The sequence below is a fragment of the Streptomyces sp. NPDC059895 genome (genome assembly GCF_042731035.1).
GTDB lineage: Bacteria > Actinomycetota > Actinomycetes > Streptomycetales > Streptomycetaceae > Streptomyces.
Window position 1 is genome coordinate 234,460 of the sequence record NZ_JBHWKO010000002.1, and the last position, 16,023, is coordinate 250,482.

Consider the following 16,023-nt stretch of genomic DNA (forward strand, 5'->3'; position numbering starts at 1 on the left):
CCTGCGCAAGGCATTGACGGGTGGGGTGCTCGCCCCTACCTTCTGACCGATTTTCCGAACTCGGTTCGGCCTGTCGAACTCACGAGCCGTTGGGAGAGCCGCCCATGACCACGCCTCCGCCCGCCCCGTCCCGCCGTACCCTGCTGCGCGCGATGGCCGTCCTGCCCGCCACCGCGCTCGTCCTGGGCGAGACGCCCGGCCTGCTCGGCACCGCCCTCGCCGCGGCCCCGCCCGGCGGCTCGGCCACCCGCTACACCATCGTGCCGTTCCTCGACAGCGACGACGGCACCGTGAACGTCTACCAGTCCGACGACGCCACCGACTTCCGGCTGGTCAAGTCCTCCGCCTACACCCCGCCGGCCAACCGCATCCGGGACGCCAGCGTCCTCAAGCACACCGACGGTGCCTACTACCTCACCTACACCACCCACACCTGGCAGGACGTCAGCACCACCATCGGCTTCGCCCGCAGCACCGACCGGGTCACCTGGACGTTCCTGTACGACCACACCGTGCCGATCGCCGGCCTCTCCCGTGCCTGGGCGCCGGAGTGGTTCGTCGACGGCGACGGCAGCGTCAACGTCATCGTGTCCTGCTCGACCACCGACGACGAGTGGATCTTCACCCCGTACCGGCTGAGGGCCACCGACTCCACCCTCACCGCGTGGAGCGCGCCGGTCGCGCTGGCCGGCATCGGCGAGAACCACATCGACACCTACGTCGTGCGGCTCGGCTCGACGTACCACGCCTTCACCAAGAACGAGACGACCAAGTACATCGAGTACGCCACCGCCACCGGCCTCACCGGCCCCTACACCATCTCCCGCACCGGCGACTGGGCGGGCTGGGGCAGCTACCGCGAGGGCCCCGCGCTCGTCCAGCTCGACAACGGCGCCTGGCGGATCTTCTTCGACGGCTACGGCGACGGCACCTACTACTACAGCGACAGCTACGACACCTTCGCCACCTGGAGCACCCCCGAGGCCCTGCCGGCCGTCTCGGGCACCGCACGCCACTTCACCGTCCTCAAGGAGACGGTGTCCGGCGGGGTGAGCGTCACGAAGAACGTCGCCCGCTCCTTCCGGTCGGCCAACTACACCACCCGCTACTGGCAGGCGCAGTCCGCACTGCTCAACCTGCCGGTGGTGAGCGCCTCCAGCACGGCCGCCGAGAAGCAGAACGCCACCTTCACCGTCGTGCCCGGCCTGGCCGACGCGAACGGCTGCTCCTTCCGCGACGCGGCCGGCAACTACCTGCGCCACTACGCCTTCCGTGCCCGCTTCGACGCCCACGACGGCACGACGACCTTCGCCCGGGACGCCACGTTCGTCGCCCGCACGGGCACCGCGAGCGGCTCCGTGCGCTTCGAGTCGTACAACTACCCCGGCCACTACCTGCGCCACTACGACTACCAGCTGCGGGTGGAACAGGCGGACGGCACGGACCTGTTCCGGCAGGACAGCTCGTTCGTGCCGGTGACGGCCTGGGCCTGAGCGGGCGACGGCCGTCGGTCCGCCGTGGCGGAGCGGCCGGAGCCCGGCGCCGGCTCCGCTACGGCTCCGCTACGGCGCGGCAACAGCGCCGCTACGGCTTCGCGGTGAGGCGCACCAGCAGCACGGCGGGTGTGCGCGGCAGTGACACCCGTAGCGCCTCCCCGTCCCAGACCGGCCAGGGGTCCGTCCACCCCGGCAGACCGAGCGGCCAGAAGGGCACGGCGTGGGCCAGATCGCCGCGGATCGCCTTGTACGTGCTCACCGCGTCTCGGACCAGTGCGAGCTGACGTTCCGACATCCGGTCCAGACGGCCCGACAGGTGGACGCGGCCGAGCAGGGCGCCGCCCAGTGTGAAGGCGATCAGGTCGTCGTCGTACTCGGGCTGCGGGTGGGCCCAGACGGCGCCCTGCTCGGGCGGGACCGCGGTCGGCGCGGCGGCGGCGACGGCCGGGTAGCGCAGGGGGTCCTGCTGGTCGCTGGTGGACTGGAGCTGGGCGACGGCCAGGGTGGCGCCGTCCATGCGCATGCCGCCCGAGGCGCAGTTCTCGATCACCAGCCCGGGGTGGCGGTCCAGTACCCGGGACAGCCAGTCCAGGTACGCCCGGGCGTGGCCCAGCAGTCCGGCGCCCGGTGCGAGGTCGCCCGGGGCGCAGGTGCCCGGGTCGACCACGATGTTGTAGTCCAGTTTGAGGTAGCCCACGCCCCAGTCGCCGACGATCCGGTCCACCGCCCGGTCGAGGTGGGCGCGGGCGGCCGGGTGCCGCAGGTCCAGCTGGTGGCGGCCCTGCTCGACGAGGCGTACGCCGTCCCGCTGGAAGAAGGCGTCCGCCGGCAGCGCGGCCGCGACCGGACTGCGCGCGCCGACGACCTCCGGCTCCAGCCACAGCCCGGGAACCATGCCCCGCTCCCGGATCCGGTCCAGGACGACCCCGAGACCGCCGGGGAAGCGGCGCCGCGAGGGCAGCCACTCGCCGACGCCGTCCCACCAGCCGCCGTCCGCCGAGTCGGCCGACGGCAGCGACCCGGTCACCGTGACCTACCCGTCCACGCTGAACGGAGCCCACCGCGCCCGCACGGACGGTCGACGCCCCCCGCGCCGGCCGCCATCTGCTGGTCGTGCACTACGCGCACGACGACCGCCGCGACAGCGGCCACGCCTACAAAAACACCGACGTCGTCTCCCGCACGGCGGACATCACCGTCGGCGCCGGCGACCCCCTCACGGCCACCTTCCGCAACACCTGGAGCCGCGAGGACCACTGGACCGTGGGCGTGCCCGTCGACCTGCGGAAGGGGCCCGACGGCGTGACCTTCGCCAACGCGCGCGGGTGGGCCCCGGACTTCGACCGCATCGACGTCGGCCGGGTCGTGGGGTAAGGGGTCCTGGTTCATCCCAAGAGCGCCGCGACGGTGATGAGCGCCGGGACGGACAGGAGAGTGGACAGCAGGATGGACTCGCGGGCGAGTTGTTCGGCGACGCGGTACCGGGAGGCGTAGGTGTAGAGGTTCTGGGCGGCGGGCAGGGCTGCGACCACGACGACGTCGAGCAGTGCCGCGCCCTGGAGGTGGAAGACCCCGGCCGCCAGGGCCCAGGCGATGACGGGCTGGACGGCGGTCTTGATGACGGCGGACAGCCAGATCGCCGGCCGGTCGTCCCCGCACGCGGGCAGGCCGCTGCCGCACAGGGAGATGCCGAAGGCGAGCAGTACGGCCGGAACGGACATGTTCCCGATGAGGGTGAGGGGTTCGAGGACGGGCCGGGGGAGGGGCAGGCCCGTGGCGGCCACGGTGACGCCCGCGAGCGAGCCGACGGCCATCGGGTTGCGCAGGGGCGTGGCCAGCCGTCGCAAGAGGGGCAGGCGTTCGCCGGGGCGGGTCAGATCGAGCACGGTCAGGGCGAGCGGGGTGACGATGATCTGCTGGAAGAGCAGGACCGGCGCGACGAGGGACGCGTCCCCCAGCACGTAGACGGCGATGGGTATGCCGAGATTGCCGGCGTTGACGTAGCTGGAGCACAGGGCGCCGATGGTGAGGGGTCCCGCCCTCCAGCCGTTGCGAAGGCCGACGACGGCGAAGAGGACGGCTGCCGCGGCCGTGGCGACGGCGGTGACGAGCAGCCGCGTCGACAGCAGGATGGACAGGTCGGCGCCCGCGAGCGTGGTGAAGAGCAGACAGGGCGTGGCGACACTGAAGGCGAGCCTGGTCAGGACGTGCCGTCCCTCGTCGCCCAGGTATGTGCGGCGGCCCATGGCGTATCCGACGCCGACGACGACGGCGATCACCGTGAAGCCGGTGAGAACTCCCAGCATCCCTCTTCCTTGCCTGTGCTTCGTGTGTCCGATCAGCGGCCGGCGACGACGCTCCGGCGCCGGCCGCCAAGTCTTTCGCCGCCGCAGGTGAGAGTGTCACCTGGCCCGAGGCACTGAGGCGGAGCGAGGTCTTCGCCGGCGCCGAAGGGCGTGCCGGTGTCGATCAGTCGATGCCCATGGCCATGGCCTGGGCAGGAACAGGGAGGCCATCGTGAGGCGGACCGCGGAGCCGTCCAGGTTGCCGGGTCCCGCGCGGCCTCCGTTCCGGGGTCAGACGTGGGTGCGGACCAGGAGGAGGGCGACGTCGTCGTCGGGCTCCGGGCGCAGGGCGCCGAGGAGGGTGTCGCCGGTCCGCTCCAGCGAGTCGTCCGGGCTCTGCAGGAGCCGGGTCAACGTGGTGAGGCCGGTGTCGATCGGTTCGGCCCGGTTCTCGACCAGCCCGTCGGTGTACAGGGCGAGCAGGGTGCCGGGGGTGAGCTCCACCTCCACGGTGCCGAAGTCCACCCCGCCCACCCCGAGCGGAACGCCGCCGGGCACCTCGACGAGGTCCGCGGTGCCGTCGCCGCGGCCCAGCACCGGCGGCAGATGACCGGCGCTGGACAGGGCGCAGGTCCCGCGCTCCAGGTCGCACACGGCGTACACGCAGGTGGCGATCGCGTCGCCGAGCGAGCCCGCGATGTCGTCCAGGTGCCGCAGCAGCTCGGCGGGCGGCAGGTCGAGGCGGGCCAGCGCGCGGGTGGCGGTGCTCAGCTGCCCCATGATCGCGGCGGCCTGGACGCCCTTGCCCATCACGTCGCCCACCACGAACCCGGTGCGCCGCGGCCCCAGCGGCAGTACGTCGTACCAGTCGCCGCCGACCTCGCTCAGGGCGGGCCGGTAGCGGGCGGTGATGTCGAGCCCCTCCCGCCGCGCCGGCGCGGACGGCAGCAGGCTGCGCTGCAACGTGAGGGCGGTGGTGCGCTCGCGCCCGTAGAGGCGGGCGTTGTCGATCGAGATCGCGGCCCGCGCGGCGAGTTCCAGGGCGAGGACGCGGTCCTGCTCGTCGAAGGGGCGGTCGTTGACGGTGCGGTACAGGCTGAGGGTGCCGAGCACCTTCCCGCGGGCCATCAGCGGCACCGCGAGGTAGGAGTGGACGCCGGCCTCCTCCAGCGTCCGGGCGGCGCGGGCGTCCCGGGCGATGCGCCGCATGGTCCGCCCGTCCACGCGCTCGACGAGCACCGGCCGCGCCTTGCGCACGCACCGGGTGATGATCCGCGAGGGCCCGTAGGTGGCCAGTTCCCCGACCGGGTCGGCGGCGTGGAGTGCGTCGGTGGGGTAGCCGGACGCGACGGCCAGCGCCCGGAACTCGGCGGGGGACCTGCCGGTGACGGGCGTGATGGTGCCGTGCGCGACGACGGACTCCAGGACGTCGACGGCGGCCAGGTCGGCCACGTGCGGCACCGCGACGTCGGCCAGTTCCCGCGCGGTCTGCCGCAGGTCCAGCGTGGTGCCGATCCGCACCCCGGCCTCCGCGATCACGGAGAGCCGCTGCCGGACCTGGGCGATCTCGGCCGAGGCCTGCTGGCGTTCGGTGACGTCCAGGACGGCCACCGCCAGACCGAGCACCCGGCCGTCGGTGTCCTCGATGCGGTGGTACGACTCCGAGTACGCGCGGTCCTCGGCGTCCGCGACGGTACGGCCGATGGTCTGCTGGTCGAGCAGGGATCCGCCGGTCTCCAGCACGTGGCGCATCCGGCCCTCGATGGCGTCCACGTCCAGACCGGGCAGCACCTCGCCCAGCCGGCGGCCCACCACCACCGACTCGGGCACGCCGTTCATGCGTTCCAGCGCGGGGTTGACGGCCACCCAGCGCAGGTCGGTGTCGAAGACGGCGATGCCGACGGGCGTCTGGTCGACCAGGCTGTGGGAGAGCGCCAGATCCCGCTCGAGGCCCCGCACGGTCGTCGCGTCCGCGGCCAGCCCCAGCAGGTGCGGCTGTCCCTCGCGGTCGAGCAGCCGCATCGTACGGAACTCGACGGGGCGCTCGGTGCCGTCCCGGTGCCGCAGCGGGAAGACGCCCGCCCATCTCTTTCCCGAGCGGACCTGCGCGAACAGCTCCCTGGCCCGGGGCCGGTTCGGGGGCTCGACGAGGAGCGCGTCGGCGCGCTGTCCGAGGGCCTCGTCGGCGGAGTGGCCGAGCAGCTGCTCGATCTCGGGACTCCACAGGGCGATGTGCCCGGTGGCGTCCAGGACCACGGCCGCGACCTTCAGCAGGTCGAGCAGGCCGCCCGGCGCCGTCGTGACCTCGTCGTCGGTGGACACAACCCCGCGCATACGAGCCGCTCCCTCCGGCGCGGCGGACCGTAGCGCCAAGATCCGTACTGATGGGCCATCCGATTAGGGCACAGGACGGTCGGAAGGGCAACACCCTCGGGCACCCTCGCCCGACTCGGCCCCGCGCCGGAGCCCGCCGTCAGCGCCGACGGGCGACGCCGGGCGACGCCGGGCGGAGGTGCGGGACCGGTCAGCGGAGGTGCGGGACCGGGGCGAAGCCGGTGAGCGGCGGCGGGGGCCGGTCGGCGGCGGGCGGCGGCGCGGACCCGGTCAGCAGAGGTGCGGCACCGGTCAGCGGAGGTGCCGGACCGGGTCGGAGCCGGTGAGCGGCGGCGGGGGACCGGTCGGCGGCGGGCGACGGGCGCCCGGCGGGCGGCGGCGCGGACCCGGTCAGCAGAGGTGCGGCACCGGTGAGCGGAGGTGCCGGACCGGGTCGGAGCCGGTGAGCGGCGGCGCGGGACCGGTCGGCGGCGGCGCGGCACCGGAAAGGGGGCCTGGGAACAGTCGGGGGCCCGGGACGGTCAGGGGGCCTGGGAACGATCGGGAGGAGGCCCGGGACGGTCAGGGGAGGCCCAGGGCGGTCGGGGGAGGCCGGGAGCGGTCAGCGCCGGCCGGCTCCCGCCGATGCCTGCCCCGTCGGCGCCTCCCGGCCGCCCTCGACGGCCCCCGGCTCGGACGGGCGCGGCCACGGGCGGCCGCCGATGCGCTCGATGCCGTGGTTGAAGCGCCGCAGGTACGTCGCGAAGGCGGCGATGTCGTGGTCGGACCAGTCCTCCATCACCCGGTCCAGGGTCTCGACGATGCCCTCGCGCTCCTCGTCCAGCAGCCGCAGGCCGTCGTCGGTGATCCGGAACTTGCGGGCCATCCCGCCCGCCGGGTCGGGGATCCGCTCGACGAGTCCCGCCCGCACCGCCGCCGCGGTCTGCCGGTTGAGGGTGGAGGCGTCCAGGCCGAAGGCGTCGCTCAGCTCGCCGATGGACATCGGCCCCTGCACCCGGATCCGGCTCAGCAGGATGTAGGCGCTGCGCTCCAGCACGCCGTCCTTGCGGCGGCCTCCGCGCTGGTTCAGGAACGTGTGGCGGCTGAGCAGCATCTGCTCGTACTCGACCTCGTGCGTCGGCCTCTCCATGTGCCCAGCCTCCTGTTCGTGCGACCGTCCCGCGGCACGTCCCGGGGCGGCCACTCCATCCTGGCACACCGTCGTGCACCAGCCACATCATGTGCTGGATACATGCCGCATGTATGATGCACATCCTTCCCTTCCGGCACCTGTCCCGAGACCTCCGGCACCTGCTCCGAGACCTCCGGCGCACGTTCCGGGACCGAGAGAAAGTCGAGGAGTCCGCCCATGGACGCCCCCCAGCCCACGGCCCGCGCGGGTGGCGTGGTCGCCACGCTCGCGCTCGCCGGCATCACGGCCGCGATCATGCAGACCCTGGTCACCCCGCTCATCGCCGAGCTGCCGCAGATCCTGCACACCTCGTCCTCGAACGCCGCCTGGGTGATCACGGTCACCCTGCTCGCCGGCGCGGTCTGCGTACCGGTCGTCGGCCGGCTCGGCGACCTGGTCGGCAAGCGGCGCATGCTGCTGGTGTGCGCGGTGCCGCTGGTGGTGGGCTCGGTGGTCTGCGCCCTGGCCTCCGACGTCGTGACGATGATCGTCGGACGCGGTCTGCAGGGCATGGGCATGGGCATGGTGCCGTTGGGCATCGCCCTGCTGCGCGACGTCGTCCCGGCGGAGAAGCTCAGCTCCTCCATCGCCCTGGTCAGTGCCTCCATGGGCATCGGCGGCGGCCTGGGTCTGCCGATCGCCGCGGCGATCGCCCAGTACGCGAACTGGCGCGTGCTGTTCTGGGGCTCGGCCGGCATGGCCGTAGCCGTCTCCGTGCTGATCTGGTTCCTGATCCCGGACGTGCCCGCCGCGGCCAAGGGCCAGCGCTTCGACCTGCCGGGCGCGCTCGGCCTCGGCGCCGGTCTGGTCAGTCTGCTGCTCGCGGTCTCCAAGGGTGCCGACTGGGGCTGGGGCTCGGGCCTCACGCTCGGCCTGTTCGCCGCCGCCGTCGTCGTGTTCGCGGCCTGGGGGCTGTGGGAGACCCGCACCACCGACCCGCTGACCGACCTGCGCACCACCGCCCGCCCGCGGGTGCTGCTCACCAACATCGCCTCGGTCTTCGTCGGCTTCGCGATGTACGCGAGCATGCTCGTCATGCCGCAGCTGCTGCAGTTCCCGGAGGCCACCGGCTACGGCCTCGGCCAGTCGATGCTCGCGGCCGGCCTGTGGATGGCGCCCGGCGGCATCATGATGATGTTCGTCTCCCCGCTCGGCGGAAAGCTCACCAACGCCCGCGGGCCGAAGTTCACGCTGATCTGCGGCGCGCTGGTCATCGCGGCCGGCTACGGCCTGTCCATGGCGCTGATGGGCTCCGCCTGGGGCCTGATGGTGGTGGGCATCGTCATCAACAGCGGTGTCGGCCTCGCCTACGGCTCGATGCCCGCCCTGATCATGGGCTCGGTGCCGCTGTCGGAGACCGCCGCCGCCAACGGCTTCAACACCCTGATGCGCTCGCTCGGCACCTCGGTCGGCGCCGCCGTCATCGGCGTGATCCTGGCCCAGATGACGACGACCCTGGGCGGCCACACCTTCGCCTCCGAGGACGGCTTCCGCACCGCGCTCCTCGTCGGCGGCGGCCTCGCCCTGGTCTCCGCCGCCATCGCCGCCCTCATCCCCGCCGCCCGCACCGCGGAGTCCGGTGAGCGGACGGCCGACCCGGCGTCCGAGCCGGCCCAGGCCGCCGTCTGACCGACGGCCGTCCGACCGCGGCACACGGCGAAGGGGCCCGGAATCACTCCGGGCCCCTTCGCCGTGTGTCCCGCCAGGTCACGGCGGTCGGACGGCCGTGCCCCGCGCGGGGCCGTGCGGGTCAGGCGGCAGCGGGCTCGCCCGCGTGGCCGTGCAGCCGGGCGACGACCTCGGTGAGCTGCGCGGCGACCTCGGCGTCGTCCACCGGGTGGGTGTCGGCGAAACGGGTCACCGAGCCGGGGATCGACAGCTTGAGGTCCTCGATCACCTTGCCGCCGGCGATGCCCACGGCCTTGCGGGTCTCGTCCTGCGCCCACACGCCGCCGTACTGGCCGAAGGCGGTGCCGATCACCGCGACGGGCTTGCCGCCGAAGGCGCCGGCGCCGTACGGGCGGGACAGCCAGTCGATGGCGTTCTTCAGGACGGCCGGGATGGTGCCGTTGTACTCGGGGGAGAACAGCAGGAAGGCGTCGGAGGCCTGGGCGGCCTCGCGCAGCTTCACGGCGGCGGCCGGAACGCTGCCCTCGACGTCGATGTCCTCGTTGTAGAAGGGGATGTCGGCCAGGCCCTCGAAGAGCTCGACCTCGGCACCCTCGGGAGCGAGCTTGACGGCCGCCTCGGCGAGCTGGCGGTTGTGCGAGCCGGCGCGGAGGCTGCCGACGAGCGCGAGGATGCGAACAGACATGGGTAACTCCCAGGGGGGCTGAAACAGGGCCGTAACGATCCGGACCGGGGTCCGTTTGAGTTCTATCACTGCAAACGGACCGGGGTCCAGTTTCATTCCCGGTGCTTTACGCTGTCTTCATGTCCACCGTCGTGCCGCCCTTCGACGGGCCCGAGGAGACCATCGGCGAGCCCCTGCTGCTCCAGCTCGGGCCGACCGCGGACGAGCCCTGTCTGCGTGCCGACGCGGCCCGCAACCGGGCCAGGCTGCTGGATGCCGCCGCCCGCCTGATCGCCGAGCACGGCGCGGGCGCCGTCACCATGGAGGCGGTGGCCGCCGCGGCCGACGTAGGCAAAGGGACGGTCTTCCGCCGCTTCGGCGACCGCACCGGTCTGCTCACGGCCCTGCTGGACCACTCGGAGCGGAAGTTCCAGGCGGCCTTCCTCAGCGGCCCCCCGCCCCTCGGCCCCGGCGCGCCGCCCGTGGAGCGGCTCCGGGCGTTCGGGGCCGCCCTGATGCGGCGCGCCCACGACGAGCTGGACCTGCAACTGGCGGCCGAACCCGACGCGCACCGCCGCTTCCTCGTGCCGGCCCGCCGCCTCCACCACAGCCATGTCGCGCTGCTGCTGCGCGAGGCGGCACCGGACGCGGACGCCGAGCTGCTCGCCCACACGCTCATGGGCCACCTCGACCCCGCCCTGATCCACCATCTGACCCGGCAGCGCGACCTGCCGCTCGCCCGGCTGGAGGCCGCCTGGTGCGACCTGGTCGACCGGGTCACCAAAGGCTGACGACCACTCACCTCCCCTGCGGGAAAGGGGAGTTGGTCCGTCCGCGCCGCGGGGAGCGCGTCCCGGCCCGGTCCGGACCCGCCCGGCGGCCCCGGCCGGACTTCTGCCAAGATGCCGTACGTCATGGTGCAGATACCGAATCCGCCCGCGCCGACACCGTCGTCGGCGCCGCACTCCGTGCCCACGAGCGCCGACGTGGCCCGCCTGGCCGGCGTCTCGCGCGCGACCGTCTCCTACGTGCTGAACAACACCAGCGCCGTCCGCATCAGCGAACCCACGCGCCGCCGGGTCCGCCAGGCCGCCAAGGACCTCGGCTACGTCCCGCACGCGGCCGCCCGCAGCCTGCGCAGCGGACACAGCCGTATGGTCCTGATGCCCACCCCGCCCGCCCCGGCGGGACCCCTCTACACGCAGTTCGTGCACGACTTCCAGGGCGCGCTCAGCCGCCTCGACTACACCGTCGTCCAGTACGGCGCCAGTGGCCCGTTCGGCGACGCCGCCGCCCGCGCCTGGGCCGAACTGCGGCCGGTGGCCGTCCTGGTGCCGGGACCCGGGCTCGGCCCGCAGGGCGTCGCCGTGCTCAAACGCTCCGGCGCCCGGGCCGTGGTGACCCTCGGCTCCGAAGCCGTCCAGGGCGCCCACGCCCTGCTCATGGACCACGCCGGCGTCGGCCGCAGCGCCGCCGGGCACCTGTACGCGCGCGGCCGCCGCCGCATCGGCGTCGTCGTCCCCGAGGACCCGGGACTGGAGGTGTTCGCCGTCCCCCGCCTGGCCGGCGTTCGCGAGACCCTGCGCGGTACCGACGCCACCGTCACCGAACTGCCCCTCGCCCACACGGAGGAGTCCGCGGCGGCCCTCGCCGCCCGCTGGCCCGGCCTCGGCCTGGACGCGGTCGTCGCCTACAACGACGAGTACGCGATGCTGCTGATGCGCGCCCTCCAGGACGCGGGCGTGCGCATCCCCGAGGACACGGCCGTCATCGGCGCGGACGACCTGATGCTGGGCCGGCTGCTGCGCCCGCGGCTGAGCACCGTCCGGATCGCCCTGCCCTCCGGCCGCGACCTCGCCGGCCTGGTCGACCGGGCCGTCCGCGACCCCGGCGCCGAACCCGAGTCGCACGAGCTCTTCGAGGCCACGGTGGTGCAGCGCGACTCCACGTGACCGACCGGGAGGCGGGCTGCCGGCCCACCTCCCGCCCAGCCTCCGTCCACCACGGGCTGGGTACGCCCCCGACGGGTACTCGTGCTCGGAGACATCGGAGACACCGGAGACACCGGAGACATCGGAGACACCAGAGAAACCGGAGAAACCGGAGACACCGGAGACATGGGGGGCACGCACCCCGCCGAACGCGGTCCGCGGACCTAGGATGTTGCACGCTCAACCGGATGGGAGGCGTTCGACCACCGGACGCGGCTCGCCCGGCCGCCGTGCCGGAGCACCACGTCCCGCCACGCGCCCGCCGGACCGGCGGCGCACCACCACGGGACGTGGCTCCCACCCGGTTCCCGCGGGGCACTGATCGGAGAGCCGTCATGCCGTTGCTCGACCCCACGACCTGGCAGTCCCGTCCCCTGTCGGGTCCCGAGTACGCCGTCACCGAACCCGCCACCGGCGAGCGGCTCGGCACCGTCGTCCTGGCCGCCGCCGAGGACGTCGCACCGGCCGCCGAGGCCGCCCGGACCGCGCAGGCCGCCTGGGCCCGCGCCCCGCACTTCGTCCGCGCGGGCGTGCTGCGCCGGGCGGGCGACCTGTTCGCCGCGCACGCCGGCGAACTGCGCGAGTGGCTGGTGCGCGAGTCCGGGTCCGTCCCCGGCAAGGCCGACTTCGAGCTGCACGTCGCCGCCCAGGAGTGCTACGAGGCCGCCGCGCTCGCCTCCCGCCCGGTCGGCCAGGTGCTGCCCAGCGAGGCGCCCCGGCTGTCGTACACCCGTCGGGTCCCCGTCGGGGTGGTGGGCGTGATCGCGCCGTTCAACGCCCCGCTGATCCTGTCCATCCGCTCCGTGGCGCCCGCCCTCGCGCTCGGCAACGCCGTCGTCCTCAAGCCGGACCCGCGCACGGCCGTCTGCGGCGGGCTGTCCCTGGCCGCCGTCCTCGCCGAGGCCGGTCTCCCCGACGGCCTGCTGCACGTCCTGCCGGGCGGCCCCGACGCCGGCGCGGCCCTGGTCGCCGATCCGCGGGTGCCGGTGATCTCCTTCACCGGGTCCACCGCGGCCGGGCGGGCCGTCGGCGAGGCCGCCGGACGCCACCTCAAGCGCGCCCACCTGGAACTCGGCGGCAACTCCGCCCTGATCGTGCTGGAGGACGCCGACCTCGACGCGGTGATCTCCACGGCCGCCTGGGGCTCGTTCTTCCACCAGGGCCAGATCTGCATGACCACCGGCCGCCACCTGGTGCACGCCTCGCTCTACGGCGAGTACGTCGAACGGCTCGCGGCGAAGGCGGACTCCCTGGCCGTCGGCGACCCGCACCGCGACCAGGTCCACCTCGGCCCGCTCATCGACCACGGCCAACGGGACAAGGTGCACGCCCTGGTGGAGGCCAGCACCGCCGCCGGCGCGCGGCTCGCGGCGGGCGGCGCCCACGAGCGCCTCTTCTACCGCCCGACCGTCCTCGCCGGAGTGGACGAACGGACCCCCGCCTACGCGCAGGAGGTCTTCGGCCCCGTCGCCCCCGTACGCGCCTTCACCACCCCCGACGAAGCCGCCGCGCTCGCCGCCGCGAGCTCCTACGGCCTCTCCCTGGGCATCGTCACCCGGGACGCCGCCCGCGGCCTCGACCTCGCCGAACGCATCCCGACGGGCATCGTGCACGTCAACGACCAGACGGTGAACGACGAGGCCGTCGCCCCCTTCGGCGGGGTCGCCGCCTCCGGCACCGGCGCCCGCTTCGGCGGCGAGGCCAACCTGGAGGCCTTCACCGACGTGCGCTGGACGACGGTGCGCGGCGACGTGGCGCCGTACCCCTTCTGACGCTTCCCCCGGCGCCCGTGCGCCCCGGGCGCTCTACTCGCCCTGGGCGGCGGCCTGGGAGCCCTGACCGGCGGCCTGCTGCTCCTCGATCGACTTGCGGACCTCGTCCATGTCCAGCTCGCGGGCCTGCCCGATGACGTCCGCCAGAGCGGCCTCCGGCAGGGCGCCCGGCTGCGCGAACACGGCGACACGGTCACGGACGATCATCAGCGTGGGGATGGACTGGATGCCGAAGGCCGCGGCCAGCTCCGGCTGCGCCTCGGTGTCCACCTTGCCGAACACCAGGTCCGGGTTCTCCTCGGCGGCCTTGTCGTAGACCGGGGCGAACTGACGGCACGGCCCGCACCAGGACGCCCAGAAGTCGATCAGGACGAAGTCGTTGTCGGTGACCGTCTGGTCGAAGTTCTCCTTGGTGAGCTCCACGGTGCTGCTCATGGCGTGAACCTGCCTCCCGGTGCTTCCTGCCAGGCGCGTCCTGACATGGGGTGAAGCCGTCCGCACAACACGGCCGGCCGGTCGCGTATTCCGCGCCCCTACCCGTGTGGCCACCCCGCACACCACCCACCAGACTGACCCCATGACGGAAACGGAATCCATCGCTTACGACGTCGTGGTGCTCGGTGCCGGGCCCGTGGGGGAGAACGTGGCCGACCGCACCCGCGCGGCCGGCCTCACCACCGCGGTCGTGGAGAGCGAGCTGGTCGGCGGCGAGTGCTCGTACTGGGCCTGCATGCCCAGCAAGGCCCTGCTGCGCCCGGTCATCGCCCGGGCCGAGGCCCGCCGCCTGCCCGGCCTGCGCCAGGCGGTGCAGGGCCCCCTCGACGCCGCCGCGGTCCTCGCCCACCGCGACTACTACACCTCGCACTGGCACGACGACGGACAGGTCGGCTGGCTGGAGGGCATCGGCGCCGACCTGTACCGCGGCCACGGCCGCCTCACCGGCCCCCGCACCGTGACCGTGGGCGGCACGGTCCTGACCGCCCGGCACGCCGTCGCCGTCTGCACCGGCAGCCGCGCCGTCCTGCCCGATCTGCCGGGCCTCGCCGAGGTCCAGCCGTGGACGAGCCGGGAGGCGACCAGCGCCCGGTCCGTGCCGGGCCGGCTCGTCGTGGTCGGCGGGGGAGTGGTCGCCACCGAGATGGCCACCGCCTGGCAGGCGCTCGGCGCCCGGGTGACCCTGCTGGTGCGGGGCAAGGGCCTGCTCAACCGCATGGAGCCGTTCGCCGGGGAACTGGTCGCCGAGGCGCTCGCCGAGGCCGGCGTCGACGTGCGCACGGGCACCTCCGTGGAGTCGGTGACCCGCGCGGACGGCACCGTCGTCGCCGTCACCGGCGCGGGCGACCGCATCGAGGCCGACGAGATCCTCTTCGCCACCGGCCGTGCCCCGCGCACCGACGACATCGGCCTCGACACCGTCGGCCTGGAACCGGGCTCCTGGCTCACCGTCGACGACAGCCTGCGCGTCACCGGCAGCGACTGGCTCTACGCCGTCGGCGACGTCAACCACCGCGCCCTCCTCACCCACCAGGGCAAGTACCAGGCCCGGATCGCGGGCGCCGCCATCGCGGCCCGCGCCGCGGACACGGCACACCCGGACTCCGGCCCATGGGGCGCCCACGCGGCCACCGCGGACCACCACGCGGTCCCGCAGGTCGTCTTCACCGACCCCGAGGCGGCCGCCGTCGGCCTCTCCCTGGCTGAGGCGGAACAGGCCGGACACCGCGTCCGCGCCGTCGACGTCGACCTCTCCTCCGTGGCCGGGGCGGGCCTGTACGGCGAGGGCTACAAGGGCCGCGCCCGGATGGTCGTCGACCTGGACGACGAGACCCTGCGCGGCGTCACCTTCGTCGGACCGGGCGTCGGCGAGCTCCTCCACTCGGCGACCGTCGCCGTCGCGGGCCGGGTACCGCTCGTCCGTCTGTGGCACGCCGTCCCGTCCTACCCGACGATCAGCGAGGTGTGGCTGCGGCTGCTGGAGGCGTACCGGGACAACTGACCCGCCGGTCCGGCCCGCTCCGGCGCGGAGGCCGCGTTCACGGCAGCTCGAAGCCCAGCGCCCGCGCGGCCTCCTTCGGCGTCGGCTGCGCCCACCGCTCCAGCACGGTGGCGTTGGCGGACAGCGAGCGCGGTTCGGCCCGGTCCAGGTAGAGCACGCCGTCGAGGTGGTCCGTCTCGTGCTGGACGATCCGGGCGGGCCAGCCCGTGAACACCTCGTCGAGCGGGCGGCCCCGCTCGTCCTCGCCCGTCAGCCGCACCTCCGCGTGCCGGGCCACCACCGCCTGCCAGCCCGGCACGCTCAGGCACCCCTCGAAGAACGCGGCCCGGGCGTCGCCCACCGGCCGGTACGACGGATTGACCAGGACCCGGAACGGCTGCGGCACCCGGCCCCGGGCCACCCGCACCTCCTCGGGCACCGGCGCCGGGTCCTCGATCACCGCGATCCGCAGACCCACGCCGACCTGCGGCGCGGCAAGGCCCACCCCGGGCGCCGCGTGCATGGTGACGCGCAGGGCCTCGACGAAGCGGGCCAGCAGCGCGGGATCGAGCTGACCGTCGTAGCGTTCGGCGCCGCCGCGCAGGACCGGGTCGCCCGCCGCGACGATCGGCAACGGGCCGCCGGGGGCGAGGAGTTCCTCGATCCGCTCGGCAAGGGGGGCGTGGGAACGGGGGGATGACATCGG

General features: G+C 74.1%; 11 protein-coding genes and 3 pseudogenes. 7 read left to right on the forward strand and 7 right to left on the reverse strand.

The genetic code is table 11. The features are described 5' to 3' along the window. Positions 1 to 104 precede the first annotated feature (104 nt). Positions 105 to 1,493, forward strand: a complete 1,389-nt coding sequence (locus ACFV9M_RS03040) for a glycoside hydrolase family 43 protein (protein WP_385077087.1) — start codon at positions 105 to 107, stop codon at positions 1,491 to 1,493. A gap of 91 nt (positions 1,494 to 1,584) precedes the next feature. Here the strand turns inward: ACFV9M_RS03040 and ACFV9M_RS03045 are convergent. After that, a pseudogene (locus tag ACFV9M_RS03045) lies at positions 1,585 to 2,499 on the reverse strand (glycoside hydrolase family 36 protein); the annotation flags it as partial. Between the two features lie 71 nt (positions 2,500 to 2,570). On the opposite strand from ACFV9M_RS03045, the pseudogene ACFV9M_RS03050 reads away from it, so the two are divergent. Beyond that, a pseudogene (locus tag ACFV9M_RS03050) lies at positions 2,571 to 2,870 on the forward strand (cellulosome protein); the annotation flags it as partial. Between the two features lie 11 nt (positions 2,871 to 2,881). Here ACFV9M_RS03050 and ACFV9M_RS03055 read toward each other — a convergent pair. The 3 genes and pseudogenes from ACFV9M_RS03055 to ACFV9M_RS03065 all read right to left on the reverse strand — a co-directional run. Continuing rightward, positions 2,882 to 3,802: an AEC family transporter gene (locus ACFV9M_RS03055; protein ID WP_385077084.1), complete on the reverse strand. Its 921-nt coding sequence runs from the start codon at positions 3,800 to 3,802 to the stop codon at positions 2,882 to 2,884. 270 nt (positions 3,803 to 4,072) lie between these two features. Then, positions 4,073 to 6,115, reverse strand: a complete 2,043-nt coding sequence (locus ACFV9M_RS03060; protein ID WP_385077081.1) for a SpoIIE family protein phosphatase — start codon at positions 6,113 to 6,115, stop codon at positions 4,073 to 4,075. A 676-nt stretch (positions 6,116 to 6,791) separates the two neighbouring features. Further along, positions 6,792 to 7,244 (reverse strand): annotated as a pseudogene (locus ACFV9M_RS03065) (MarR family winged helix-turn-helix transcriptional regulator); the annotation flags it as partial. A 219-nt stretch (positions 7,245 to 7,463) separates the two neighbouring features. Between ACFV9M_RS03065 and ACFV9M_RS03070 the strand changes: the two are divergent. Beyond that, positions 7,464 to 8,915: an MFS transporter gene (locus ACFV9M_RS03070; protein WP_385077079.1), complete on the forward strand. Its 1,452-nt coding sequence runs from the start codon at positions 7,464 to 7,466 to the stop codon at positions 8,913 to 8,915. A 121-nt stretch (positions 8,916 to 9,036) separates the two neighbouring features. Here ACFV9M_RS03070 and ACFV9M_RS03075 read toward each other — a convergent pair whose 3' ends face one another. Continuing rightward, entirely contained in the window at positions 9,037 to 9,600 is a 564-nt protein-coding gene (locus ACFV9M_RS03075) for an NADPH-dependent FMN reductase (protein ID WP_385074522.1), read from the reverse strand. A gap of 119 nt (positions 9,601 to 9,719) precedes the next feature. Here ACFV9M_RS03075 and ACFV9M_RS03080 point away from each other — a divergent pair, with 119 nt between their 5' ends. The 3 genes from ACFV9M_RS03080 to ACFV9M_RS03090 all read left to right on the forward strand — a co-directional run bounded on the left by ACFV9M_RS03080 (position 9,720) and on the right by ACFV9M_RS03090 (position 13,342). Beyond that, on the forward strand, positions 9,720 to 10,370 hold the full coding sequence (locus ACFV9M_RS03080) for a TetR/AcrR family transcriptional regulator (RefSeq protein WP_385074524.1): 651 nt from the start codon (positions 9,720 to 9,722) through the stop codon (positions 10,368 to 10,370). Between the two features lie 123 nt (positions 10,371 to 10,493). Further along, on the forward strand, positions 10,494 to 11,531 hold the full coding sequence (locus ACFV9M_RS03085) for a LacI family DNA-binding transcriptional regulator (RefSeq protein ID WP_385074526.1): 1,038 nt from the start codon (positions 10,494 to 10,496) through the stop codon (positions 11,529 to 11,531). Between the two features lie 374 nt (positions 11,532 to 11,905). Continuing rightward, a complete protein-coding gene (locus ACFV9M_RS03090) occupies positions 11,906 to 13,342 on the forward strand; it encodes an aldehyde dehydrogenase family protein (protein WP_385074529.1) in 1,437 nt (478 codons plus the stop codon). 33 nt (positions 13,343 to 13,375) lie between these two features. Here ACFV9M_RS03090 and trxA read toward each other — a convergent pair whose 3' ends face one another. Then, positions 13,376 to 13,777: a thioredoxin gene (gene trxA, locus ACFV9M_RS03095; RefSeq protein ID WP_385074531.1), complete on the reverse strand. Its 402-nt coding sequence runs from the start codon at positions 13,775 to 13,777 to the stop codon at positions 13,376 to 13,378. Between the two features lie 142 nt (positions 13,778 to 13,919). Between trxA and ACFV9M_RS03100 the strand changes: the two genes are divergently transcribed. Then, positions 13,920 to 15,338 (forward strand): dihydrolipoyl dehydrogenase family protein, encoded by a 1,419-nt coding sequence (locus ACFV9M_RS03100; protein WP_385074534.1) that lies wholly within the window; start codon positions 13,920 to 13,922, stop codon positions 15,336 to 15,338. A 37-nt stretch (positions 15,339 to 15,375) separates the two neighbouring features. Here the strand turns inward: ACFV9M_RS03100 and ACFV9M_RS03105 are convergent, their stop codons facing one another. Further along, positions 15,376 to 16,020, reverse strand: coding sequence for a peptide deformylase (locus ACFV9M_RS03105; protein WP_385074537.1), 645 nt, complete (start codon positions 16,018 to 16,020; stop codon positions 15,376 to 15,378). Between the last annotated feature and the right edge of the window lie 3 nt (positions 16,021 to 16,023).